Genomic DNA, 25,652 nt, shown 5'->3' on the forward strand with positions numbered 1-25,652 from the left:
AATCTTAAGCTTTTAATCTATTAATTCTTTCTTTGATTCTTCTCTTCTCCATGGGATCATATTAAAAATAATATTTAATAGGATAGCAGTTACACTTCCTGCAACGATACCGTTACTTGTTAGGATTTGAACGCTAGAAGGTAAGACTTTGAAGATATCTGGAACAACTGTAACACCAAGGCCCATGCCGATTGCACAAGCGATAATCATTGAATTACCTTCAGATTGATTGATCGTTGTACTTAACATTTTAATGCCTTGTGCGATAACCATTCCGAACATTGCTATCATAGCTCCACCAAGTACTGGAGTTGGAATGATTGTCGTTAATGCTGCTACCTTAGGTAAGAAACCTAAAGTTACTAGGAAACCACCTGTGATGAAAATAACATTGCGTGTACGTACGCCTGTCATTTGTAATAACCCAACATTTTGAGAGAATGCTGTATACGGAAATGAGTTGAAAAGACCACCTATAATAGAAGCTAGACCTTCTGAACGATAACCACGAGCTAAATCCTTTTCTGTCACAGGTTGCTTACATATATCACTAAGTGCAAAGTAAGAACCTGTCGACTCTACTAAAGATACTAATGCTACAAGTGTCATCGTAACGATTGGTTCCCAATGGAATGTTGGTGTACCAAAATAGAATGGCTGAACCATTTGTAAAAAGTCAGCTTCTATTACCGGAGTAAAGTCAACTTTATCCATGAAGATTGCCGCAATTGTTCCGAGTACTAGTCCTATTAAAATAGAAATTGCACGAGCAAATCCTTTTGTAAATCGATAAATTAAAACAATAGTAATCAATGTACCAAATGCTAACGCGATGTTAGGAGCAGAACCGAAATCCTTAGCTCCTTGGCCACCACCCATATTGTTAATAGCAACTGGTATTAAAGTGATTCCTATAATTGTTACAACTGAACCAGTGACAACTGGTGGGAAAAAACGTACTAACTTTCCAAAAAAACTTGCAATTAATACTACAATTAGGCCTGAAGCAATGACAGAACCATAAATTGCGGATAAGCCATATCCTTTACCAATTGCAATAATTGGTGCTACTGCCGTAAAGGTACAGCCTAAAACGATTGGTAAACCTATACCAAAAAATTTACCACGTACCACTTGTAATAGTGTTGCAATACCGCACATCATAATATCAATGGAAACTAAATACGTTAATTGCGTTGAATCAAACCCTAAAGACTTACCAATGATTAAAGGAACTAGAATAGCCCCCGCATACATTGCTAATAAATGCTGAATCCCAAGTGTCACTAATTTCAGGTTTTTCATCGAGCTGAGTCTCCTTCGGCAAATGTAACTTTACCGTCTTCCAAAGATGAAATGATTGCTAGAGAATCAATACGAATACCTTTTTCACGAAGTAGCTTGCCACCATCTTGGAAACCCTTTTCAATGACAATACCTACGCCACTAGCAGTTGCGCCTGCTTGTCCAACGATATCAAGTAAGCCTTTCACAGCTTCTCCATTCGCTAAGAAATCATCGATAATTAGTACAACATCATCTGATTTCAGGAAATCTTTTGATACAGAAATTTCATTCGTTTCATTTTTTGTAAATGAATGAACTTTTGAAGAATATAAATTTCCTGCTAAAGTTAAAGATTTACGTTTACGAGCAAATACTACGGGTATACCTAAAATAAGGCCTGCCATAGTAGCTGGTGCAATACCTGAAGATTCGATTGTAACGATTTTTGTTAAACCTGCATCTTTATAGCGATTGGCAAACTCTTGACCGATTTCTTGCATAAGTTTCGGATCGATTTGGTGATTCAAGAAAGAATCAACTTTTAATACTGTGTCTGATAATACTTTACCATCTTGTACGATTTTGTCCTGCAGTGCCTTCAAGTTTAGGCGCTCCCTTCTTTTCCTAGCGGTTTCTAAATTTTTACTATATTAATCATTAATAAGCGTTTGTATCAACTAGAATATAATAAAAAAACTCAGAAACCATGCATCCATTCATACTACGAGTGGAGCAAAGTCCCTAGAGCTAAAAGTTCTTTGGGTATAGAAAAATAATGTCTTTAGACATTTACTTTCTATATCATTGCCTCTCATAGTCAGTTTGTTTACGGCAAACCGGTAGAAACTTGCGAGCCTTATTCTCGCTTTTATATGAGTGAATGCTATTAAGATTTTCGTTATAGAATGTTCCTATTATAGCACTGAAATTTTGAATTTCAATCCTTACAAATAATGAAAGACTATTCAATCTTTTTCGCCCTTTTAAAGCACTAAACCAAAAGGAACTATGTGGTATTTAACTAGTTCCATCTATATAAGTATCTCATTCATTTCAACTCAGCAAATTGGAATTTATGCTATAATTCCCCTTAAGGTATTTTACAAAAAATACAATTTCAAGGAGTCGAAGATGTGGTATGAGTAAATGTCCTAAATGTGATGGAAACGTATTGAAAAAAGGGGTGCTTCACAGTGGTGCTGTAATACTTCAAATGGTGCCAGCAAGCAATACTAGAGGGAAATCTTCACCTGTATCAGCAGAGTATTGTAATGATTGTGGATACATTGAAGCTCTTTATGTCACTGAACTTAAGAATTTGCAATAACTCTTCTTATTCCATTATTGATTAAATGCCCTTCAGATAATTTATTGCTTTACTTCCCTTAAACACGTTCATGAATATGTTTAATAGTGCAAATGGGTATAAATTAATTAAACAAAAAACTACGCAGCCTAAAGGCTACGTAGTTTTTTAGGTTAACGGTGACTATCAAAGTCACAATCTTCTAGTTTTACGACTTTCGTTTTATGAACAATTTTATAGCCGAACCAAATGGCTAAGAAAATTGGTAATCCGATATATGAAACAAGCATACCGTACCAATCGATATGGTCACCTGTGAATGCTGTATAGTTTTGACCAACAACAACAATTGCACAAAGTACAAAGGCAAAAATCGGACCGAACGGGAACCATTTTGCTTTATAAGGTAATTCGTTTAAATCGCGACCTTGTATGATATATGCTTTACGGAATCGGTAATGACTTACTGCGATCCCTAGCCAAGCCACAAACCCACACATACCTGAGGCATTTAGCAACCAAATATAGACAACACCATCACCGAAGAATGATGCAATGAATGATACACAAGCAACTAAACAAGTTGCTACTAGTGCTGCCATCGGAATACCGCGTTTGTTTAGTTTGGTAAACATTTTTGGTGCTTTACCGTCTTTAGCAAGCTCCCAAAGCATACGTGAAGATGCATATAAACCAGAGTTTCCTGAAGATAATATCGCCGTTAAAATGATCGCATTCATAACTGAAGCTGCAAACGCGATACCTGCATTTTCAAATACTAATGTGAACGGACTAACTGTAATATCACTACTAGCTAAACGTTCATCAGTAAATGGAATTAATAAGCCAATCGCTAAAATTGCTAAAATGTAGAATAAAAGGATACGCCAGAAAACTTGACGAACAGCTTTCGGAATATTTTTTCCTGGATCATCTGTTTCACCCGCAGTAATCCCAAGTAGCTCAGTTCCTTGGAATGAGAAACCTGCTGCTAAGAAAATACCGAACATTGCGAAGAAACCACCATGGAATGGACCATCTTCAATGAAGAAATTTTTGAATCCAACTGGGTCTTGTCCACCCATCAAACCAAATACCATCAAGAAACTAACGATGATAAAGACAACAATTGTAACGACTTTAATTAGTGAAAACCAATATTCACTTTCACCAAAGCTTTTAATCGATAAGACATTCAAAGTGAAGATGATTACTAAAAATCCTGCTGTCCAGACAAATGATGATACGTCTGGGAACCAAAATTTCATAATTAATGATACCGCTGCAATTTCTGCTGCGATCGTAATTGCCCAGTTATACCAGTAGTTCCAACCAAGAGCAAAGCCAAGCGCTGGGTCAACGAATTTAGATGCGTAAGTACTAAATGAACCTGATACAGGCATAAATGCTGCCATTTCCCCTAAACTTGTCATTAAAAAGAACACCATAATACCAATTAAAGAATATGCTAATAACGCTCCACCTGGACCCGCTTCGTGGATAGCTCCACCACTTGCTAAGAACAGCCCTGTACCGATTGTTCCTCCAAGTGAAATCATCGTCACGTGACGACTTTTCAATCCTCTATTAAGACCTTGCGTTTCTACGCTTTGGCCATTATTTTTATTACTCATTAAGAATCTCCTCTTTCCATTTTTCATTGCAAGAAGGTTAACTTGATGTCATAAAAAATACCATCACAAGGAATATGCGATGGTATCGAAATATGCCCATCAACCTTGATAAAGATAGCTCAACACGCCTGCTAAGACGTGACAGTTCTGCACCTTTCGGCAACAGCCCCAATGATTATAAGAAAAAGCTTATAATCACTTCGGCGATATTCCCTTTCAAATAGAATCCCCGACGCTTTTCGTCTCATCCATTTTACTTTTTAATACCGCGACCTCTACCTCATCGAATGGATGAGGCATTGCAATATATTAATTTAATATGTCCCCATTATAATACAAGAGTGTTCTATATTCAAGATGTAAATTATCTTGAATATTAGAACAATTTAAGTTAATTTTTGTTAAGACTTCAGAATATAACTTTTGCATCACTCGGTAGCGTTTGAATATGTTTTAAGTAATTGAGCACTATCACACTTTCTCCATAACCTTGGAATGAAAGCATGCTAGCAACATTTGTTGCTGTATTTTGGAATAAATCACACATAGTAAATAGTGCTTGCCATGCTGAATCATAGCTAGCATTATTATATGTTGCGAGTAACTGCTCCCACACCTTTTTTGGTAACAGGTACTCTAGGTCCTTGCCATTTTTACCAACGCTTTTAGAAAAGTCTGTTTGCACTCCGACTTGCCAAGAAAGCATTTGAATCAGCATTTCACGCGTATTATTAAAATGTGCTTGTGCATAGAGCATTTCTTTTCTCCATAAACCTTTCGCAATATATGTAGAAACCCACCAAAATTCATTACAACAATCCTTATAATGTTCTTCTGTCGGGCATTGCACCCAATAATTCACATCCGTTGGTGAAGGGAGTTTAGGAAGTGACCCATCTTTATCTAACAAGATTGTGGTTAAACTATCTTCCTTACAATATTCTTCTTGTTCTTCGACAGGGATAAGCATCAAATCAATTCGGTTTCCATCCGAAAATTGCATCAAGTATGTATAGCGCCCACCAAGTTCAGGAGGAAACAACACCATATCTTCTGGCGTTTGCATAATGATTCTCTCTCCAAAAATATTTACCCAATAAGGGGTGTTAGTAAATGATTTGATATCCGTCACAATATAAACGATATCAAAATCTTGAAAGGGATCCTTTTTCACATTCATATTTGTTCTTGAACCATTCATACAAACCGCGCGTACGCGATCATCATTTTTCGCTATATCTAGGATTAAATCCATCATTTGCTGCGCTGTTCTCATCATCAATACCCCCGTATTAAATTGGTGATTTTATTTTGAGCCATCTTATTATAATTATCAATTTTCTTTGATATAATTAACCTTTGTCAATTAGTAGGTTTAAAATATTATAAGATTTATAAATATATATAATAGGAGGAGTTACAATTGGCAACAAATAAAGCTGTTCAAAATGGCAACAAGCTAAAATGGAATCGTAAAGTTTGGCTACTTGTAATTGGGATTATTTTCATTGCTTCTACATTACGTGCTCCTTTAACTTCTGTAGGTCCAATTATCTCATTCATTCGTGATGGTCTTCATATTTCAAATGTATTAGCAGGATTTATCACAACGATCCCTTTGCTTGCTTTTGCTGCTATTTCACCATTAGCGCCAAAATTTTCAAAGCGCTTTGGCATAGAACGTACTTTACTATTCTCAACAGCATTACTTGCTGTAGGGATTCTTACTCGATCATTAGGTACCACATCCACACTGTTATTAGGTACTTCTCTAATCGGTGTAGCAATTGCTTTTGGAAATGTACTGTTACCAAGTTTGATTAAATTAAAATTCCCTTTACAAGTTGGGTTACTAACAGGAATTTTCACTGTTTCGATGAATCTATCTGCAAGTTTAGCAGCTGGTATTAGCTATCCACTTGCTAGCGGAGAACTCGGCTGGAGAATTGCGTTAGGTATCTGGTTCATTTTAGCAATAATCGCTATTATTGTTTGGCTCCCACAAATTCGTAAATCTAAGTCTGAATCTAATATTGGCTCTGAAACTAATAAAGAACACATCCCACTTTGGAAATCACCTCTAACTTGGACAGTTACATTAGCAATGGGCTTCCAATCTCTTATTTTCTATACAACTGCGGCTTGGATTCCTGAAATGTTGCAATCACAAGGTATGAGTGCTAATACAGCTGGGTGGATGTTCTCCTTTATGCAGTTCTCGCAATTACCTGCAACATTTATGATTCCCATTATTGCTGGCCGTAGAAAAGATCAACGCCCACTTGTTATTGTTTTCGGCGTTCTTTATCTAGTAGGATTCGGAGGTATTTTAGCTGGATGGACCTCTTTAACAGTGTTATGGATGATTTTACTTGGACTTGCAGGTGGTGCATCATTTAGTTTAGCTATGATGTATTTTTCACTGCGCACGCGTACTGCTCATGAAGCGGCAGAATTATCTGGTACTGCTCAATCACTTGGTTATTTATTAGCTGCTATCGGTCCTGTACTATTTGGCTATGTTCACGATATTACCAATAGCTGGACAACAGCTATCATTCTATTCATCTTTACAGTTCTGCTATTAGTAACTGTTAGTATGCATGCTGCAAAAGAAGGTTATGTTACCCCTGAAAAATAGAGTTGAATCCGAGCTTATAATGGTTAGGGTTTTTATATTACTAGGCGCAAGTTATCCACATAAAAAAGCTATTAGGTAGTTTAACCACTACCTAATAGCTTTTAATTTTTATTGTCTTTATAATTGCTGGCTTACTATTTCCCCTCCACTTTATGTCACACAATTATAATATTGCTATAAATTACTTCTCAAAATGATAGCGACCGTTAAATAATCCAATTGTGCCAGGTTCTTTAGAACCTGAAAAATTAACTTGGAATGGAAATTCGCCTTGTTCTGCTAATACTTTTGCAACAATTCCATCTCCAATAGGACTAGCAAAGTATAAGTCCCCTCCAGCTAATGTAAGAACCTGTACAATAGCATTCAACTCTGGATCGACATATGCTTCTGCAACCTCTAACCCTAAATAACGAGACCATTTTTCAGCAGTTTTTTCAGCATCTATTACAGCAAAAGTAACACCTGCAAATTCTAACTTTTCTGGTTGATTTCCAATGACACCTTTTTCAATTTGTTCCTGTCTACGGGCATCGTCATTATCGTCCCATTGAATAATAAATGGTAATTGAAGAGAGTCATTTCCTTCACCAGCATAAAGTAACTGCCAGCTAATAATACTGCCATCTGGTCGTTTTCTGTTCATTGGTACTGGCCCATTTACTGATAAACCTTGCTCTTTCAAACGCTCTGCTATACCTTCAATATCCGTTGTACGAGCTGCAAATCTTACGAAACCTTCTTTGAATTTATTATTTACTACTGTTTCAATAAGGCTGTGATGTAAATGTTTTGCCCCTGCTACTAATTCTCTGTCGTATGTACCAAGGTACTCTATATAACTTAGATCAAAGTAACTAAGTGCATTGTACGTTCCGCGCCCTTCATGAACGCCACCTTCAACAGCGTAAATTCCTTGATTTTGTAATGGCTTAATTACTTCTTTTGGCTCATCCACAAAATGTACTAAGTGATCAAAAGATAATGTCATGTTCCAGTCCCCCTTATTTAAATAAATAATGTGAAACGATTTTCACAAATGATTTCTCTATAGTTAATAACGCTCTTTCATCAAAATCAAATTTTGGATGATGATGTGCAAAATGAGTGCGTTCGTCGTCATTTCGTGAACCTGCTTTAAAATAAGTACCTGGCTTTTCATTTAAAAAGTACGCGAAATCCTCCCCACCCATTGACGGTTCAAAATCAATCACAGATTCTGTACCGAATTCTGCTTCAAATAATTCTTTCACAAGCTCTGTTTCAGTTGGATGATTGTAAAGGGCTGGGTAGCCATGCAAATAATCGATTTCACATGTGGCATGTGCTGATTCCGTTACTCCTTTGACAATTGAGTAGATTTCTTCTTTTACCTTACTCCGAACATCCTCTGTCATCGTCCGGACCGTTCCTTCAATAATTGCCGAATCTGCAATGATATTAAAGGCACTTCCAGCGTGGAATACACCAACTGTCACCACCGCTGCATCAAATGGATTTAAGCGACGACTGACAATTTTTTGCAACGCTCCAACGATTTCACTACCCACTATAATCGAATCGATGGATTGCTGTGGTTTCGCACCATGCCCTCCTAGTCCTTGGATTTTAATTGTGAATTTATCAACTGCAGCCATTTTGAAACCATCCCCAACAGATACCTTTCCAACTGGCGAACCCGAGTCTAAATGCGCACCAAATACATAATCTACATCCTTTAATACATCTTCAGCAATCATGAATTTCGCACCACCAGGAGGTTTTTCTTCCGCATGTTGGAAAACAAAAATGATGTTACCGTGCAGATGCTCTCTGTAATGGCTTAGCGTTTTCGCTGTTCCAAGTAATGAGGCTGTATGTCCATCATGACCACATGCATGCATAACACCATCTTTTTGAGATTTATAAGTAACTTCTTTTAAATCTGCGATTGGTAATGCATCAAAATCTGCTCTTAAAGCGATTGTTTGACCAGCTTGATCCCCCTTCAAAACACCGATTAAACCATTTCCGCCTATCCCTTTTTTCACCTCTAAACCGAAGCCCTCAAGTTTTTCTGCTATAAATTTTGCAGTTTCATATTCTTCAAAAGATAACTCTGGATGCTCATGCAAATATCTCCTCCATCCAACAATTTCATCAAAATCTTTATCTATTTCTTCATAAATTGTAGTTAAAAGTTCTTTTTGCGTTATCGCACTCATTCAATATTCCTCCCTCAATTTATACCTTTAATTCAAATAGGTTTACTTTGAATTTGAGTTAATTTTTTTCTTAGAACTTTTCATTATATGCTCTGTAAATTTATTTCATGATAATAAAAAAGTCGATTTCTCTATTTCATTTAGAGAAATCAACTCGGTATGTAAGTCTCTCCTCATCTATCAAGTTTTTAATCAACTTGCTGGAAGTAGCACCTTACTTTAATAGCGGTTGCTGAGATATCACAGGGCCAGTCCCTCCACCTCTCTTGATAAGAAAACCTATTGAATTAGTAGTAATTAAAATCATGTTACGCCAATCCATTGAAAATTGCAATAAATTTCCTGCTATTTTCTAAATCAATACGGCGCTTTCTGATAAAAATAATTTGGTGTTTTACGTTCATTGTCATATGGTTTATGGAATATATGCGTTGTAGCCGGTGATAACGGTGGAATAAGCCATGTCCAATTCCCTGTTACGTCACGCCCTGCAGTTTGTTCATTGGATTCGAAGCGTTTAAATTGTTGTGCTGCTGTATGGTGATCTACAATACTCACTTCATCTTCTTTATACGAATATAAAACGGCCGCATTCAATTCAACTAATGCACGGTCTTTCCATAAGGAAGAATTTGAAGATGTATTTAAACCCATTTTTTCTGCGATTGTCGGTAACATATTATATCGATAATCATCTGCTAGGTTACGCGCACCAATTTCCGTTCCCATATACCAGCCATTAAACGGAGCAGCTGCATATGTAATACCACCAACTTCTAATTTCATATTCGAAATCATCGGTACCGCATACCACTTCAGACCAAGTTCCTTAAACCACTCAAATTCAGGGTGTCGGATTGGTACTTCTAATATATATTCAGCTGGAATATCGAATACTTGCGGTTCTCTTTCTCCAATTTGAATAACTAGTGGCAAAACATCGAAACGCCCACCTTTTCCTTGCCAGCCAAGTTGCTCACATTTCTTCGTAAACTCTACCGAATCTGGATCTCCAACAACGCCATTTGCTGTTTCATACCCAGCATAGCGGATTAATTGATGATTCCAAACACGTACGTTACGTTGAGAGAAAATTGTAATCGTTGGACGGATTCGACCACCATTTGTTGCAAAATCAATATGCTCTAGAAGTCCTTGAAAAATGTCGTGCTCGCTTGTCAATTCCCGCTTATCAAGCACTTGCAACGTTTGCCAAAACAAACGACCTATACATTTATTACTATTACGCCAACCTACTTGTGCACCAAATCTCAGTTCATCTATTGTATGTTCATAATATCCATTATCTTGGATATCATTCTCTACTTCAACTAAGCGTCTTACTAACTCCTCTTCAGATCGCTCCGTTTCCGAATAATACAACTTTATAAAATCAATAGCCTCATTCAACATCGCCATAGTTCCTCCTGTCACCACTCGACTTCCTATCTACCATCATAGAAGAATTGATTTCCATCAGACAAGGCATAAGACTTAAATAATGTGGTGATTTTGTGGCAACTTCCAATTTTGGCATAAACCGATTTGATTTGAATGAATTTTTAGAATAAAAAATAAAATAATATCTTCTTAAAATTCAGCTTAAAGTGTAAATAAAAAACGCCCCCGAAAGGATTTAGTTGAAAAATATATTCTAATTCCATTAGAAGTCTATTTATTAATTTTTTTTGGCATTGGTATCCCACTCTCCACAGAGAGTAAACACGATTCATTACTTATAATCAAGATTATATACTTATTACCGAATAATCATACAATCGAATAATTATTACGACCGCTTTTTTTTACTTTATATAATGCTTTATCGGCGCTTTTGATTACAGTTTCTACATCAGTTGAGTTAGAACAAGGCAATGTACAAGCGCCAATACTTACCGTCACAATGTTAGATACAGGTGAATTTTCGTGAAGAATAAACAATTTTGATATAGCCATTTCAATCAATTTGCATTGTGTGTGGACCTGTTCTTCCGTCAAATCCCTTCCAACTACGACAAATTCTTCCCCACCCCACCTTACTGGGATACAATCGTATTCTTGTACTGTATCGGCAATTGCTTGTGCGATAGAACGCAGTGTATTATCGCCACGATTGTGTCCATGATGGTCATTATAATTTTTGAAGTAATCGATATCAATTAAAATAATTGTCACATCTATAGATTGTTCAGCACGATTTCTGTATATATCTTGTATATCTCGTTGAAAGCCATGTCGATTATAGATACCCGTCAACTCATCATAATAGGCTTTTAATGACAATTGCCTATTTGCTTTTTGTAGCTGATCTGTCAATATCGCATTTCGTTTCAATTCTACAAGCCACTGTTCCTTCGTTTTATATGACTTCAAATAATCTCTGTAAACTACTCTTGAAAGTATAAAAGTTATGATAACAATAAGCGCTACAAAGTAAAGTTGTAGATAGAATAGATAGAAATCATGATGAGCTATTGGAATTCCTACTACTAAAATTGTAGTTGCAATTATGATAGGCAACAATATTTGGTTTATTGATGTATAAAATAGTACTGCACAAAGTAGCATACACAATGTATAGACCATAAAATCCTGATATTGTACTTGATCCATTACAGAAATAATCGCTCCATAAATCATTGAAATGGTAATATAGACAACAATAATTTTTTCCCATTTATCAATATGTTTAACAGAGTAATTGGATACCTTCATTTGTCTACTAACAATGTAAAAACAATATATATTAAACAAACAAAATGACGTATATACCGCCATATATTGAAATGGGAAATTCGGATGAAAACTTGAAAAAGACGTAATTCCAATATTAACAATACCAATCAAAACAATAACAACCACATACACTTTTGTTATCAACAACATGCGTGACATATTATCCAACAATCGTTCTTTTCGAAAAACAAGCTCTTGTTTAGAGTCTTGGTCCTTCCTCATAGGGGCCACTCCCATCAATCGGCTCGCATTATTCCCTTATGAAATCCTATTTTGTACAATACATTCCAACACTGCTATAAAAATATTTCACCTTCGATTGAACCTAATTCATAGTCCTAAACTTAACAATACACACGTTTCATAGTATTAATCCCCCTAAAATAACCATAGATAGATGCACACAATTATGTCAATGGTAACGGATTTGTTTAATAAATTATATAATATAAGTTCTTTACTTAGATTTAATACTAATTTAGAGCATTTATTTAGTAATACTAACCATCAGTTCTAAACAAATTCTGAACAAAATGTGATGTGCTGGACAATTATTTACATTATTAGTAATTAACAACTGTCTAAATATTAAATCAGAAATACTAAAAACCCTAACTTCTGTAGAAGTTAGGGTTTTTAACAGTATTTTACAGTTAACATTTTCATTTAGCATTAAAAGCTAATTGGCGCATCTTCCCTGATTCATTTTCTTTATAATAAAGTACTTTACTTTTTACATACAAGTCTACGACATGGGTGGATTTTATTTTAGTTTTATTTTGACCATTTAACTTCACTTTATATAAATAACCACCATCAGAATAATTACTATAGTAAATCCATTGGCCATATACGGCTAAGAAAGGTGCTCTGTCGTTGACAACTTTTAATTGCTTATTACTTTTTTTATCCATCTTAAATAACTGATCATTTTTGTTATTTGAAAAATAATATGTTCCACTTTTTTCAATCACGTTCCCCATGTTGTGGAAATATCTGTATTTTCCACTATTTGCGTTCGGAAACTCTTTTTCTTTCCAGCTATGATCTTTTTTCAATTGTGCATTACTTAGTAAAAAATAATGATAGTTGACAACTCCAGTTTTGTTTGGAATTGGATCATCCCAAGTCGTATCGATATGATAGTACTCACCATTAATCTTCACCATGTTCCAAGAGTGGCTCTCGCCTTTACTACTTCCCGTAACAACTATTGTTTCCACTCCTACATTATTTAAAAGTAGTTGCATTGACTTTGAATACCCATCACAAACGGCAACTTTATTCACTAAAGCACCAAAAACTTCATAAGAATCTCGGGAAACCTTATCTTTTCTATGGTTTTTGTAATCATATTTTACCGATAAAACTAGATAATCATGAATAGCCTTTATCTTTTCTATATCACTCATATTTTTTTTTATTTTTACATTTATTATACGCTTTACTTCAGCATCAATTTTGTTCTTCTTTTTAAGAATACTTTGTTTACTGCCATCATATTTAAATTTGATTGTTCCAGTTGAGAATGTAGTTGCTCCATTATAATAAAAAATTTCCGGATGATCCTCAACTACCTTATTTACGATTGCCCCAATTTCTTCAGGCCTTACTTCGCTAGAATTAAAATATGTACTTGCTTCTACATTTTGCAAGCTTTTGAGAATATTATTATATGTCTTTTGTTCTTCGTTACTAAAAGATTTTGTTGAGATAGTGCTCCTTGCAAAGGTTTGCATAGGAAAGATGCTTGCTATTAAAATAATTCCTAGAATCACCTTCATTAACTGTTTCATCTATACCATTCCTAACCTTTTCTTTTCTCTAATTATATTAAATATAGTTCTAAATAAGTATCCGACATTAGTTATATTGACTCCATCCTGAGTAATTCATCAGTGAATATATGTATCTATAATAATAATGCAAATGTTTAAATTCCTGACTAAATACCTATAAAATTACCTTATTATCTATTCGTTTCCTAAAATAAAAAGAGGACTATTAGTGGTGAATTCCCACTAAATAGTCCTCTTTTCCTATGCCTTTGTACTTCTTCTGTTATATAAAACCCATAAACCAAACAGGATAGCTAAAATCCCTGTAAATAAGGTACCTGCTGAATACTCTACACCTGTTTGTGGAAGTAATTCACTTTCTTTTACGCTTCCCAGATTATTTGGCTTATCCTCATTTTTATTATACCCAGAATTATTCGCCTTACCTGTATCACTCGGTTTTCCTGGTGTGTTAGGATTACCCGAATTGTTTGGTCCTCCAGGATTATTTGGATTTCCTGGTTTGCTCGGTTTGCCTGGTTCTCCTGGTTTGCCTGGATCAACTGGTTTGCCTGGGTCAACTGGTTTACCTGGGTCAACTGGTTTACCTGGGTCAACCGGTTCGCCTGGATCAACTGGTTTGCCTGGATCAACTGGTTTGCCTGGATCAACTGGTTTGCCTGGATCAACTGGTTTGCCTGGATCAACTGGATGTTTGTATTCATTTGTTTTTGTTAAGTCCAGTATTTCAATTTGTTCTTTTTGAATAGCAAATTCTATCGGCTTGCTATCTAGTATATAACCAGCTGGAGCTTTTGTTTCAATAAGTTGATAGAATCCTTCATCAAGATTCTCTTCATAAATTTCACCATTTTTATCTGTTATTAGTTTCTCTTTTCCACTAACAACGGTATACTCATCTGTCTCTAGCTTTTTATACATCAATTTGAATTCTGCATCTTTTAATACGATTTTAGAATTATTTGCATCTACTTTTTTCAATTTAAATGCTCGGATAATTTTGTTGTTTTTAATTGTTATTTCTTTATCTGATTTGTCTAGAGTAACAACCACATTACTATCCTTCGAATCAATTGCGTAACCATTTGGAGCAGTGATTTCTTTTAATGTGTAATTATCATAAGGTAAGTTTTCAAATACTATCTTACCTTTTGCATTTGTTGTTTTTGTATCGACTAAAGAATTTTTACTGTCGTAAAGTTCAAAGATTGCACCTTCTAATACTTTACTAGCATCTGCCGCGTCCACTTTAATGACTGAAAGGTTTCCTTTGCCTCTAACATTTTCTTTTTTCACTACTTCTACTTTAGTTTGATCCTTCTCAATTGTGAATCCAACTGGTTCTCCGTCTAATAAATAATGTTTAGGTGCTTGTGTTTCAACAAACTGATACTTACCAGGTTCAAGATTATTTACAATAATTTTGCCGTCTTCATCTGTTGTTAGTGCTTTTTTAATTGTCTTATATTCAGTACCTTGCTTTTGTTGAAGGTCAAATATCGCGCCTTGCAGTGTCGTAGCGGAATTATCCTTATCAACTTTTATTAGCTCAACAGCTTGAATGATTCTATTATTGTAAATAGTTTCTTCGTTAGCGCCAATAATCTCTATTTTTTTTGTATCATTAATACCTACAACATATCCTTTAGGGGCATGATCCTCTTTTAATAAATAGTTTCCGTAAAGCAATTTTTCAAACTTCACAGTACCATCTTCACCTGTAGTCAACGTTTTGATGACCACACCACTGTCCTCATCGATTAGTGAGAATACAGCTCCTGGAAGAGGTTTTGTTTTATCATCAGCAGCAAATTTCTTTACTTCTAGACTTCCAACTTTACCTTCCCCTGTTCCTGAACCTGTTGTTTTTTTAACTTCAACAACGGCTTTAGATTCAGTTGTTTCCTCTGAAATTTGGTCGCCTGTCAATGTAATATCGTTATTAATCTTAGCTCCCACTTTATCTAAAATAAGTGACTGATATTCTAGAATATAAGGAGTGTCAATTGAATTCTTAAAGGTAAGCTCAAAGAAATCCTTATCGCCCTCTCCCTTTTTAAATTCAATTTTATATTGGTCGTGTTCTAATTCTTTTCCTTTTGTAACGTTCCCTTTTTCATCAACTGTAGTAGCGTATAGATGGAAGGAGTTTTCGAGTATAGATTGGTTACCACTTGGATTATCTGTTAATTTTACATTCGATACGCTTGATTGCCCGAAGTTAATATTAACCTTCCAATTAATAATCTTACCTTTCTGTACTCCTGATTTTTTAGTATATTCGCCTCCATGTTGCACGGATACACTTGCAGTAAGATCAGTTACTTTATTCCCGTCATTATATAGTGTCGCAGTGTTACTATATTTATTTTTAATAAGTGAATCTTTCAAACTTGTTTTATATGAAATTAAATAAGGTTCATTAATTTCATTATTGAAAATCACTTTAAAACCTGGTTTACTACCAGGATTCCACTCAACTGTATAATCTTGACCTTCTACTAACTCTTCTTTATTTGTGCCGTTTGCTCCACCCGTTAAAGACATTTTATATACTTTTAATGAATCCTCAACAAGTTTTTGATTGTCTAAAATGAAATCTTCTACATAGGCATTTGATAGTGTTTTAAGGTTGTAATTTACACCGATATTCCATGTTATTTCTTTTTCCACAGCATTGTACGAGCCGTTTTTAAAACCGTTTGATTGTGTATATTCATCTGGCGTAAATTTTGCCGTTGCTTCTTTTGATTTATCTTTACCATCTTTATCAGTCCATGTAAGACTGACATTATTTTCTAAATAATTTAAAGATTTATCATCACGATTTTCATAATTAAATTTTGTTTTATATTCAATTACATGTGGTTTATTAATTTCTTTTGTAAATTCAATTGTGAATCCATTACCATCTTTATCTTCTTTTAATGTGTAATCTTCACCTTTTTTAAGTTCATTTCCAGGTGTTGTAATTTTAAGTGTGTCCGGAAGTAATGTTAGCCCTTTATTTGTAAATGAGTCTACAAGTTTAACGTTTTTCATTGAATGACTATCTTGGTTTATGGAAATCATCCATGTTGCTGTTTTGTCTTTATAATCTGAGCTTACATAATATTTTTCTAGTATTTGTTGGTAAATGGTCTCTTTTCCTGTTCCTTGTCCACCATTACCAGATGTCACTTCATTTATGATTTCCTCGCCATCATAAACACGATTATTCGCTTTTGTTTTATAGACAATTTTATATGCAGCATTTATTTCTTGTTTAAACTTTAATTCAAACCCATTTTTACCTTCTGTTGATTTTGGAGTGAATGTATAACCAGTTGATACTGCTTCTGATCCATTTTCATTACCATCTTCACCAATTTTCACTTTTTCAACTTTAAGAGAAGCATCTACAAACTCCTGTGTATTGTTAAAAAAGTCTGTTAGAATCGCTTTCTCTGCAGGAATTGTTTTTTCATTGTAGTTGTACTTGATTTCCCACGTAATTGTTTGTGTTGCTGGGTCGTACCCTATTGATTTTTTTTCTAACGTTTTCCCTCTTCCAACGCTTACTGTTGCACTAGCCGATTGCTCATTAAAGTCTGTACCTGATAATGTTGCTTCGTTTTGATACTTCGTTCCATCAGAATCTATGATATCCGTTGTGTATTCTACACGATAAGCTGATTTGATGTCCCCTAAATCTATTTGGAAATCTTTATCTCCTGTTATTTTCCCAACGTTAAATCCGGTTGTAACTTCTTCCCCTTGCTCAACGCTACCATCTAAATGTGTTATTAGTTTATACACCTTTATAGAATTAGCTTGTAATAATTGCCCTTCTTGGATAGGATCACTAAGCTTAGCATTTTTAATAGAATCAAGGTTTTTATTAAAATCAATCGTCCAATTAATAGTTTTTGCATTGTAGTTTTTATCTGGTGTTCCTTTTTTATCAATTGCAGTACCATTCGGATTGTAATTAATAGGAATATCAATAGAATCTTTACCAGTAATAGGTGTTACTGTAACTATTTTTTCATCAGTAACCACTACTTTTTCACTTATTTTTGATAAAACTTGTAGTGTCCCTTTAATATCTGAATGGTTTTCTATGAATTTATTAAAAGTAACAGTAGCTACCCCGTCCATACCAACCGAAAAGACCCCAATGTCTTCTCCATCGAACCTAAGTGGTGCATTTTTCACTTCTTCATAAACAATTAGTTCTTTTGGCAAATTAAATTTGAATATCGCACCATCTGTGTAGCCATGATTATTTGGAAGTACATATTCGTAATCTACCGTAATAATCGATTCACGATCGACACTTTCTATTTCCTGGCCTTCCTTATTTTCAAAGGTTAATTTTGCACTCGTTAAGATATTGTCTTTTATATCTGTGTTTGTCGTTTTATTATTTTCTTCTTTTCCTTTTGAATCATCTGTACCATTTTCTTCTGTTGTTGATTTTCCATCTTCTTCAGAAGTGATTCCGTCAACTTCTTTAAGTAATTCTACCTTTTTTCCATTTTCAACTTTTGTATTCTCTACTGCCTCTTCTGTAGAATCGCCAGTAACTGTTGAATCAGCTTCAGGTTGGTTAACAGTGATTTCCTGTTCCCCAACGATTTCTATCGTACCAGAACCACTTTTCGTCTGATTCTGTAAGATTTTCACTTGAATTTGGTTACCCGAAACTGTGTATGAGCCGATTTCTGTCCCATCAATTAGTAATTTATTTGTTTGAGATGTACCTACCTTAACCCCTTCAGGTAATTGGAAATCGAATACTGCTGCCTCTTTCTTATCACCAGCATTAAAATGCCAATTATACTTAACCGTCGCTGTCGATTCTTCTTCCGAACCTTTGATTATTTCTGGGGTTCCTAAAATAAATAATTGCTCGTTATTACTATTTGCATTTGCAGCAATTGGAGTTAAAAAACTATTCACGAGTAATAGAATCATCATTGTTATAAAACCAATCTTTTTCATACTTACCTCCCTATTATTTAACCTCATCATTTTTCTGCACCATTTCAATTCTCCCGATATCACCTTATAATCTTAATGTTTCAATTAACTTTTTGCTCGGGTTTAACATTCCTTTTTCACTAAATAAGAACGAGTCAGGGGTACACCTGATAATACAATGGCATTTAACTTAGCTTATTTTTTTAAGCTATTTATACTATCTATTTCCCGATTAATCCACCTTTCTCCTTTTCTATTTATTATTAGCTACTTCTTTTCGGGACTAATTCGTAAAACTTTTCTAATTTAGGAATGGTCTATGCCATTATAACCTCTTGTTCTGAACAAATTCTGAACTTGAAAGATAAATGAGACTAAAACCCTATAATAAATATTAGATATAATATATTATTGATTAAACGAAAAAATTTTAATATTTTATCAAATTTAACTAAGCAAAAAAAAGGTATATATTTAGTTATAAATTAAGAATTCACAGATTTTTAACAACTAAGAAAATAAAATCCAACTAATTCTTCACAATATTAAAAGAGCTGTCTCTAAGTCAAAAAATGACTTGTGAGACAGCCCCTATTAATGAGAAAAACATTCATTATATAAATCTACAATTTCTCTAGGTATTTTAATGCCTAATTCATCTACGAGATTATTCGTAATTGTTTCGTAAAGCGCTTTTATCTTTTGTGTATTATTTAATTGTTGATAATGTTTCATCAACTGGTGCATGATCGTTTCATTATACATATCTAAAATCAGCATTTTTTCCAGACACTTTTCCACTAATGCGTTTTGATCTATTTTACTTTCTGTACTCGTTATAAATTTTTCGAGATATAGTAGAACATCCTGTTTTATCCATTGTTGGTATTGAATTGACCATGGGTAGACGTCCCCTTCCAAATAATCTCCACTATAAAGTTCGAGTAACCTTTCTACCTTTAAAGGATGCATGTCCTCTGTTTGTACAATTTGCATTAGTTCAAGCACATCACTTGTGAGGGGCACAGACAGTTTATAATGATCATTTACTAATGTAATGGAATTTTCCACACCAATATCTTTTATAGCTTTTCTCAATTGGTAAACAGTTGTATGTAATAATGTCACAGCTTTTGTAGCGTCCATTTCTGGCCATAATGCCTCAACAACATTCGCCTTATGAATCGGATTTTCTCTATTGTGCCATAAGAAAATGAATAATTCCTTTACTTTTCTTGTACGCCATTTCACTTCATTTTGTTGATAATCTTGTAGTGCAAAGCTACTCATGAAGCGAGCATACAAAACTTTGTGTGTTTGCTCAGAAAGACCTTCCCTAGATTTATATAAAGTAATTCTTTCTTCAACTTTTTTAATTGCCTTTCTTAACCGCGTCATATTTACAGGTTTTAACAAATAATCAGACGCGTTCACTTCAAATGCCTCTATTGCAAATTGAGGATGCGCCGTTACAAAAAGCACGTCTATATTACTGTACCTTTCCATTACTTTCTCAGCAAATTCAATTCCGTGCATTCCCGGCATTTCCATATCTATAAAAATAACATCCACCTGTATGTTAGCTAATTCTTGCAAGGCAAGAACCGGATTTGTATATTTCCCGACAATTTCAATTCCTTCTATATTACTAGTCATAATCTCAAGCACTTCTAAAGCAATTTCTTCATCATCGATTAATAGAACTCTCATCATTTTCACCCCCAGGTACAATTATAGTTATTTTCGTTCCTTCACTTTCTTTACTTTCTAATAAGAATGATGATTTTTCAATAAGTTTTAGCTTTCTATATGGGTTTAAAAAGCCTAATCGTGTACTCCGCTCATTCATTAACTCATATTGCTTTTGAATAGGGATTCCTACGCCATCATCTTCAATCACTATTTTGACACCTACAGTAGTTTTCTCTATCGTTACTTTTACTGTCCCGCCATTAGACTTTTTGGCGATGCCGTGCTGAACTGCATTTTCAACAAGTGGCTGAATGGTCATTGAGGGGATAAGTGCTTCTATCGTTTCGTCGATCTCATATTCAATATTTAATCTATTACCAAAACGCATCTTTTCAATGGATAGATAAGCTTTCACTAATTCTATTTCATTTTCTAATGGGATTAAGCAATCTTGACCATTAAAATCTAATTTTGCACGGAAATACGTAGACAAATATTGTAGCGCCTCCCGCGTTTTCTCTTCATCCTTATAACTCAATCCTATAATCGTATTAAATGTATTGTATAAAAAATGTGGTGTAATTTGTGCAGATAAGAAATCTAATTCATTTTTCACTGCTTCCCTTGAAGATTCTTTCATTGATAACAATGATTCTATACGGACTTTTAATTCTTCAAGATTAATTGGCTTTTGTAAAAAGTCATTTGCCCCTCCTTGCAAGGAAATTATCAAATCTGATAATTGACCAGCTGCCGTTAAGATGACAATTGGAAGCTCGAGTAAACCATGTTCTTCCCTCACAATTTTACAAACTTCAAAACCTGACATATTTGGCATCATTAAATCTAATAACATTAAATCCACGGATTCATTTCCCATTATTTCAAGGGCGTCTACACCGCTTTCAACTGCAATCACGGTATAGTCTAAAGATCGTATAGAATTTACCAATATCTTTAAATTATCATGATCATCATCTACTACTAAAATGGTATAACCCTTTTTCCCTTCAATTTTCACCGGTACATCCAAGAATGCTTTTGAAGCCTCTTTATCTTTTATTGCCAGAAGCATACTATTTTTTTCAGTTGGAAAATATGCTGGTTTCTCCACCGCTTTAAGCTGTGATTCGTTCGCTAAAGGAATCGTAAAAGTAAAACACGAGCCTTTTCCGATTTCTGAAGTAACCCAAATGCGCCCACCAGACACTTCCACTAGTTGCTTAGTAATACTTAACCCTAGACCAAGACCTTCAGATTCAATTCCTTTTACTTGATATAATGAGTCGAAAATTTGATTAATATGATCTTCCTCAATGCCTATGCCTGTATCTGTAATTGAGATGAACATTTCTCCATTCTGCACTTTTGCAGAAAGTGTAATCTCGCCATATTTCGTGTACTTAATAGCATTGTAAATAAGATTAAAGAAAATCTGTTTTAACTTGTATTCGTCTACATAGATTAATGGTAGATTAGATGGAAACATATTAACTAATTTTAACTTATTCGAAGTCGGTATTAGATAAAATACCTCAGCTATAATCTCTTCAACAATATGAACATTGACCGGAGTAGGTGAAATATTTACTTCCCCACGCTTGATCTTTCCAGCATATAATAAATCCTCTACTAACTTCGCTAACCGTTTACCAACGGTGTGAATTAAAACAGCGACTTCTTGTTGTTCTTTTTTTAGTGCCCCTTTATTACCTTCCATTAATGATTTAGAGAGATTAATAATACCGTGTAATGGTGTCCGTAATTCGTGAGAGCTTTTCACTAAAAAATCATCCTTAAATTCATCAAAACGAAGTAATTCCTTAGATAAACGATCTACTTCTATAAAAGCACGCTGGTGACGAAAACCAATTAAAGAAGATAAGCCAATTACCATTGTTAAAAACAGAAACACGGGCTCATATTTAACTTTTATTTCAAATAAAAAGTTTAATGCAATTAAAGTTCCATAACATGCAAAAGATGTAACTATCATTAATATATACTCAGAACCTTCTGCTTTTTTTATTAAAGCCGCCTTCAGTAATATATATACGATGTATCCATAGCTTAACCCTAAAATGAAAACCATTACTATTTTCTCGACCATAATAGGAGGAGTTACTAACAACAATATAGGATTTGGTATTCCCTCTATAAACACCTCAACAATTAATAAGCTACATAAAAATATGACAACTTTTTTATTTGTATATTGTTTAAAAAATTCATATATAAATAACAGAAAGAATAGAATTGCTAGATGAAAAAATGTGAATTGGAAATACGACCTATCAAGCAAAGATAAATTCGACATTTTTATAAAAAATAATTGCTCATTTAACGTAGTAATATAAAATCCTTGAAAGAGGCAAAACAAACTAAAGTATAATTCATATAAAATTCTTTTTCGTTGTAAGTAGGTTACTAAATACATAATAAACAATAAGAAATAACCTGCAAAAAGAGCCGTTTCCAACATTACATCCATTGTTTTTGATATTTCAATGTCCTTTGAAGTCCCAAATTTTATTGGAGAAATAATGCCAGCAACATGGTAATTTAGATTGGCCACTTGAATAACAACCTCTATTTCTAGGCCTTCACCAGTTCCATACGCCACATACTTCTCATTACTAAACTGATGTATTTTCATATTTTTTGAAGGGTCGCCTTTTGCACCGGCCTCTACGCCATTTATAAACAATCGGCTAGAAGATCGAATCGTATCCATTTTGAATCCGTACTTCTCGTTATTTGGCAACTTAATAAGTAAACGGTATGTACCATATTGTTCTGTATATTGGTTATTCCAATTTCCTGGAACATTAATAGTTGTCAGATTTTGAGTATATTCATCATAAGTATGCGGGTTATTGTCAGGCGTTATTAAATCTCCGGCGTAAAATTGCCATTCACCATTTAAATTTATATTTCCATCTCTTTCAAAATCCCAATTACTCAAATCTAATACACCATTTTTTGCATCAGGCCCATTCGGTTGGAAAATATTAAAGTAGTTAAAACTACTTATAATTGTGAACAAAAAAATACCGATACAAATAGCGATGAACAGCTTTCTTTTCATAACACACCTCTTTGCTAGATCAAATATGTAAGTTTGTTTCTTTTATGAATCAATTTCTATTTTTCAATTCGTATAAACCTATTGTAAATGAATAATCCATAAGATGCTTAAATTGTTAAATCATTTCAAAGAATATTCACTTTAGAATACATTTGAATATAAAAAAACTGCGCAAAGTTTAAACTCTCAACATGCCTTTCTTATAGCCAATCTACTGATCATAAAAAAAGAAATAAAGATTCAACTATCATTAAAACATTATCAATTACTCTTATCTTTACTACCAAAATGATAATAATAATTATTATTATATAAAATTTATTCTTGACTTTAATTGATGAGTAAGTTGTTTAAAAGATCTTTATTTTGTCTAACTCATATTCTCAATGATTTTTTAATACACTTATCACTATTCAAGCTATTTCATTACACTTTTTGTTCCTTTTATAATTTATTTAGTAAGTGAATTGCACTTTTTGAAACACTATATATACATAATTAACCTCCCATTATTTATAGAACATACTTAAAGATATAAATTCCTTAAAGATAATCATTATAATTTACTTTCATCTAGCAATCTGTTATATTAGTTTTGAAGAGTTCAATTGAGTTCAAAATAGGAGGCACAACATTATGACAAATGATAATAATAAAAAGTTAACAACTGCTGCTGGCGCACCAGTCGTTAGTAATACTAACTCTATGTCTGCAGGTAAACGTGGACCCCTTTTACTGCAAGACGTATGGTTGATTGAAAAATTAGCTAATTTTAACCGTGAAGTTATTCCGGAGCGTCGTATGCATGCTAAAGGTTCAGGTGCATTTGGTACTTTCACAGTAACTCACGATATTACTAAATATACAAAAGCTGCAATCTTCTCTGAAGTAGGTAAAAAAACAGAAATGTTCGCTCGTTTTTCTACTGTAGCTGGTGAACGTGGTGCAGCTGATGCTGAACGTGATATCCGCGGATTCGCATTAAAATTCTACACAGAACAAGGTAACTGGGATTTAGTTGGTAACAACACTCCAGTATTCTTCTTCCGTGATGCAATGCACTTCCCTGACTTGAACCACGCTGTTAAACGTGACCCGCATACTAACATGCGCTCAGCTAATAACAACTGGGATTTTTGGACAAACTTACCGGAAGCATTGCACCAAGTAACTTATGTTATGGGTGACCGTGGTATCCCAACTGATTACCGTCATATGCACGGATTCGGTTCACATACGTATTCAATGATCAATGCTGATAATGAACGTGTATATGTGAAATTCCACTTCGCTTCACAACAAGGTATTAATAACTACACAGACCAAGAAGCTGCTGAAGTAGTTGCACACGACCGTGAATCTTCACAACGTGACCTATTTGAATCAATCAAAAAAGGCGACTTCCCTAAATGGAAAATGTCTATCCAAGTGATGACAGAAGAACAAGCTCGTAACCACCGTTACAACCCATTTGATTTAACAAAAGTATGGTACAAATCTGAATTCCCATTAATCCCTGTTGGTGAATTCGAATTGAACCGTAACCCAGCTAACTACTTTGCTGAAGTTGAACAAGCTTCATTTGCGCCATCTAACGTTGTTCCTGGTATTAGCTTCTCACCAGACCGTATGCTACAAGCTCGTTTATTCGCTTATGCAGATGCTGCTCGTTACCGTTTAGGTGTAAACAATACATCTATCCCTGTTAATGCACCAAAATGCCCAGTACACAACTTCCACCGCGATGGACAAATGCGTGTAGATGGAAACTTAGGAAGCACATTGCATTATGAGCCAAATAGCTACGGTGAATGGCAAGAACAACCATCATATAAAGACCCTGCATTAGCACTTGATGGACCAGCAGATATCTATGACTTCCGCGAAGATGATGACAATTACTTCGAACAACCAGGTAAATTGTTCAACATCATGAGCCAAGAAGAGCAACAACGTTTATTCGAAAATACTGCTCGTAACATGGAAGGTGTTGAGTTCTTTATTAAAGAACGCCATATCATTCACTGCTACAAAGCAGATCCAGCTTATGGTACAGGTGTTGCCAAAGCAATGGGTATCGATATCAAAGAAATTGACCTTAAAAAAGAAATTCAATATCGCTAATATAACAAAGCCTCGTTTAGCTACTCATGCTAAACGAGGCTTTTTTACTTTTTAACTACTTATCCACAATTTACTTAATTATTTTGAATATTCTATGCACTTATTCACAGAATTGGTGTATAACTTTGTGTAGATTGTGGATAGTATCATTTTTCCACCAAAAAGTTATCCACAAA

15 protein-coding genes and 3 riboswitches are annotated in these 25,652 nt (G+C 34.4%); of the genes, 3 read left to right on the plus strand and 12 right to left on the minus strand.

The features are described from left to right. Positions 1 to 12: 12 nt before the first annotated feature. Positions 13 to 1,305, minus strand: a complete 1,293-nt coding sequence (locus MKY02_RS20205) for a nucleobase:cation symporter-2 family protein (protein WP_143691037.1) — start codon at positions 1,303 to 1,305, stop codon at positions 13 to 15. After that, on the minus strand, positions 1,302 to 1,889 hold the full coding sequence (locus MKY02_RS20210) for a xanthine phosphoribosyltransferase (protein ID WP_038180547.1): 588 nt from the start codon (positions 1,887 to 1,889) through the stop codon (positions 1,302 to 1,304). Before MKY02_RS20210 ends, MKY02_RS20205 begins: the two co-directional genes overlap by 4 nt. 192 nt (positions 1,890 to 2,081) lie before the next feature. Next, a riboswitch (purine riboswitch) is annotated at positions 2,082 to 2,183 on the minus strand. A gap of 242 nt (positions 2,184 to 2,425) precedes the next feature. On the opposite strand from MKY02_RS20210, the gene MKY02_RS20215 reads away from it, so the two are divergent. Then, positions 2,426 to 2,614 (plus strand): hypothetical protein, encoded by a 189-nt coding sequence (locus MKY02_RS20215; RefSeq protein ID WP_038180550.1) that lies wholly within the window; start codon positions 2,426 to 2,428, stop codon positions 2,612 to 2,614. 152 nt (positions 2,615 to 2,766) lie between these two features. Here the strand turns inward: MKY02_RS20215 and MKY02_RS20220 are convergent, their stop codons facing one another. Together MKY02_RS20220 and MKY02_RS20225 are read right to left on the minus strand one after the other, a co-directional pair. Further along, entirely contained in the window at positions 2,767 to 4,227 is a 1,461-nt protein-coding gene (locus tag MKY02_RS20220) for an amino acid permease (protein WP_038180553.1), read from the minus strand. Positions 4,228 to 4,334: 107 nt separating this feature from the next. Further along, a riboswitch (Lysine riboswitch) is annotated at positions 4,335 to 4,513 on the minus strand. A gap of 123 nt (positions 4,514 to 4,636) precedes the next feature. Further along, the gene (locus tag MKY02_RS20225) at positions 4,637 to 5,503 is read right to left on the minus strand and encodes an aminoglycoside 6-adenylyltransferase (RefSeq protein WP_076034234.1); all 867 of its coding nucleotides are present in this window, start codon (positions 5,501 to 5,503) and stop codon (positions 4,637 to 4,639) included. Positions 5,504 to 5,650: 147 nt separating this feature from the next. Between MKY02_RS20225 and MKY02_RS20230 the strand changes: the two genes are divergently transcribed. Continuing rightward, positions 5,651 to 6,868: a CynX/NimT family MFS transporter gene (locus MKY02_RS20230; RefSeq protein WP_076034233.1), complete on the plus strand. Its 1,218-nt coding sequence runs from the start codon at positions 5,651 to 5,653 to the stop codon at positions 6,866 to 6,868. A 181-nt stretch (positions 6,869 to 7,049) separates the two neighbouring features. On the opposite strand, the gene MKY02_RS20235 is transcribed toward MKY02_RS20230, so the two are convergent. From MKY02_RS20235 to MKY02_RS20270, 8 genes are all read right to left on the minus strand, one after another. Next, the gene (locus MKY02_RS20235) at positions 7,050 to 7,859 is read right to left on the minus strand and encodes a VOC family protein (protein WP_340711642.1); all 810 of its coding nucleotides are present in this window, start codon (positions 7,857 to 7,859) and stop codon (positions 7,050 to 7,052) included. A 13-nt stretch (positions 7,860 to 7,872) separates the two neighbouring features. Next, positions 7,873 to 9,072 carry a M20 metallopeptidase family protein gene (locus MKY02_RS20240; RefSeq protein ID WP_083669625.1) on the minus strand — a complete coding sequence of 400 codons (1,200 nt, stop codon included), beginning with the start codon at positions 9,070 to 9,072 and terminating at the stop codon, positions 7,873 to 7,875. A gap of 170 nt (positions 9,073 to 9,242) precedes the next feature. Continuing rightward, positions 9,243 to 9,348, minus strand: a riboswitch (SAM riboswitch). A gap of 81 nt (positions 9,349 to 9,429) precedes the next feature. Beyond that, positions 9,430 to 10,491, minus strand: coding sequence for a nitric oxide synthase oxygenase (locus MKY02_RS20245; RefSeq protein ID WP_076034231.1), 1,062 nt, complete (start codon positions 10,489 to 10,491; stop codon positions 9,430 to 9,432). A gap of 351 nt (positions 10,492 to 10,842) precedes the next feature. Further along, positions 10,843 to 12,030, minus strand: a complete 1,188-nt coding sequence (locus MKY02_RS20250) for a GGDEF domain-containing protein (protein WP_038180563.1) — start codon at positions 12,028 to 12,030, stop codon at positions 10,843 to 10,845. 440 nt (positions 12,031 to 12,470) lie between these two features. Beyond that, the gene (locus MKY02_RS20255; protein ID WP_038180571.1) at positions 12,471 to 13,604 is read right to left on the minus strand and encodes a DUF5050 domain-containing protein; all 1,134 of its coding nucleotides are present in this window, start codon (positions 13,602 to 13,604) and stop codon (positions 12,471 to 12,473) included. Between the two features lie 243 nt (positions 13,605 to 13,847). Beyond that, complete coding sequence (locus tag MKY02_RS20260; RefSeq protein ID WP_340711643.1) at positions 13,848 to 18,593, minus strand: collagen binding domain-containing protein; 4,746 nt, start codon at positions 18,591 to 18,593, stop codon at positions 13,848 to 13,850. 573 nt (positions 18,594 to 19,166) lie between these two features. Next, the gene (locus MKY02_RS20265; RefSeq protein ID WP_081730027.1) at positions 19,167 to 20,285 is read right to left on the minus strand and encodes a response regulator; all 1,119 of its coding nucleotides are present in this window, start codon (positions 20,283 to 20,285) and stop codon (positions 19,167 to 19,169) included. Continuing rightward, positions 20,260 to 23,352, minus strand: coding sequence for an ATP-binding protein (locus MKY02_RS20270; protein ID WP_038180575.1), 3,093 nt, complete (start codon positions 23,350 to 23,352; stop codon positions 20,260 to 20,262). The genes MKY02_RS20265 and MKY02_RS20270 overlap by 26 nt, the downstream gene beginning before the upstream one ends. A 636-nt stretch (positions 23,353 to 23,988) precedes the next feature. Between MKY02_RS20270 and MKY02_RS20275 the strand changes: the two genes are divergently transcribed. Further along, entirely contained in the window at positions 23,989 to 25,476 is a 1,488-nt protein-coding gene (locus MKY02_RS20275; RefSeq protein WP_038180577.1) for a catalase, read from the plus strand. Positions 25,477 to 25,652 lie beyond the last annotated feature (176 nt).

Origin of the sequence: Viridibacillus sp. FSL R5-0888 (genome assembly GCF_038009105.1) — a bacterium.
GTDB classification, from domain to species: domain Bacteria; phylum Bacillota; class Bacilli; order Bacillales_A; family Planococcaceae; genus Viridibacillus; species Viridibacillus arenosi.

What these genes read in the sequence shown, in the direction of transcription:
- MKY02_RS20270 (WP_038180575.1), bottom strand. Translation starts at nt 23,352, where the DNA reads ATGAAAAGAAAGCTGTTCATCGCTATTTGTATCGGTATTTTTTTGTTC.
- MKY02_RS20265 (WP_081730027.1), bottom strand. Translation starts at nt 20,285, where the DNA reads ATGATGAGAGTTCTATTAATCGATGATGAAGAAATTGCTTTAGAAGTG.
- MKY02_RS20275 (WP_038180577.1), top strand. Translation starts at nt 23,989, where the DNA reads ATGACAAATGATAATAATAAAAAGTTAACAACTGCTGCTGGCGCACCA.
- MKY02_RS20235 (WP_340711642.1), bottom strand. Translation starts at nt 7,859, where the DNA reads ATGACATTATCTTTTGATCACTTAGTACATTTTGTGGATGAGCCAAAA.
- MKY02_RS20255 (WP_038180571.1), bottom strand. Translation starts at nt 13,604, where the DNA reads ATGAAACAGTTAATGAAGGTGATTCTAGGAATTATTTTAATAGCAAGC.
- MKY02_RS20250 (WP_038180563.1), bottom strand. Translation starts at nt 12,030, where the DNA reads ATGAGGAAGGACCAAGACTCTAAACAAGAGCTTGTTTTTCGAAAAGAA.
- MKY02_RS20205 (WP_143691037.1), bottom strand. Translation starts at nt 1,305, where the DNA reads ATGAAAAACCTGAAATTAGTGACACTTGGGATTCAGCATTTATTAGCA.
- MKY02_RS20245 (WP_076034231.1), bottom strand. Translation starts at nt 10,491, where the DNA reads ATGGCGATGTTGAATGAGGCTATTGATTTTATAAAGTTGTATTATTCG.
- MKY02_RS20215 (WP_038180550.1), top strand. Translation starts at nt 2,426, where the DNA reads ATGAGTAAATGTCCTAAATGTGATGGAAACGTATTGAAAAAAGGGGTG.
- MKY02_RS20260 (WP_340711643.1), bottom strand. Translation starts at nt 18,593, where the DNA reads ATGAAAAAGATTGGTTTTATAACAATGATGATTCTATTACTCGTGAAT.
- MKY02_RS20225 (WP_076034234.1), bottom strand. Translation starts at nt 5,503, where the DNA reads ATGAGAACAGCGCAGCAAATGATGGATTTAATCCTAGATATAGCGAAA.
- MKY02_RS20240 (WP_083669625.1), bottom strand. Translation starts at nt 9,072, where the DNA reads ATGAGTGCGATAACGCAAAAAGAACTTTTAACTACAATTTATGAAGAA.
- MKY02_RS20220 (WP_038180553.1), bottom strand. Translation starts at nt 4,227, where the DNA reads ATGAGTAATAAAAATAATGGCCAAAGCGTAGAAACGCAAGGTCTTAAT.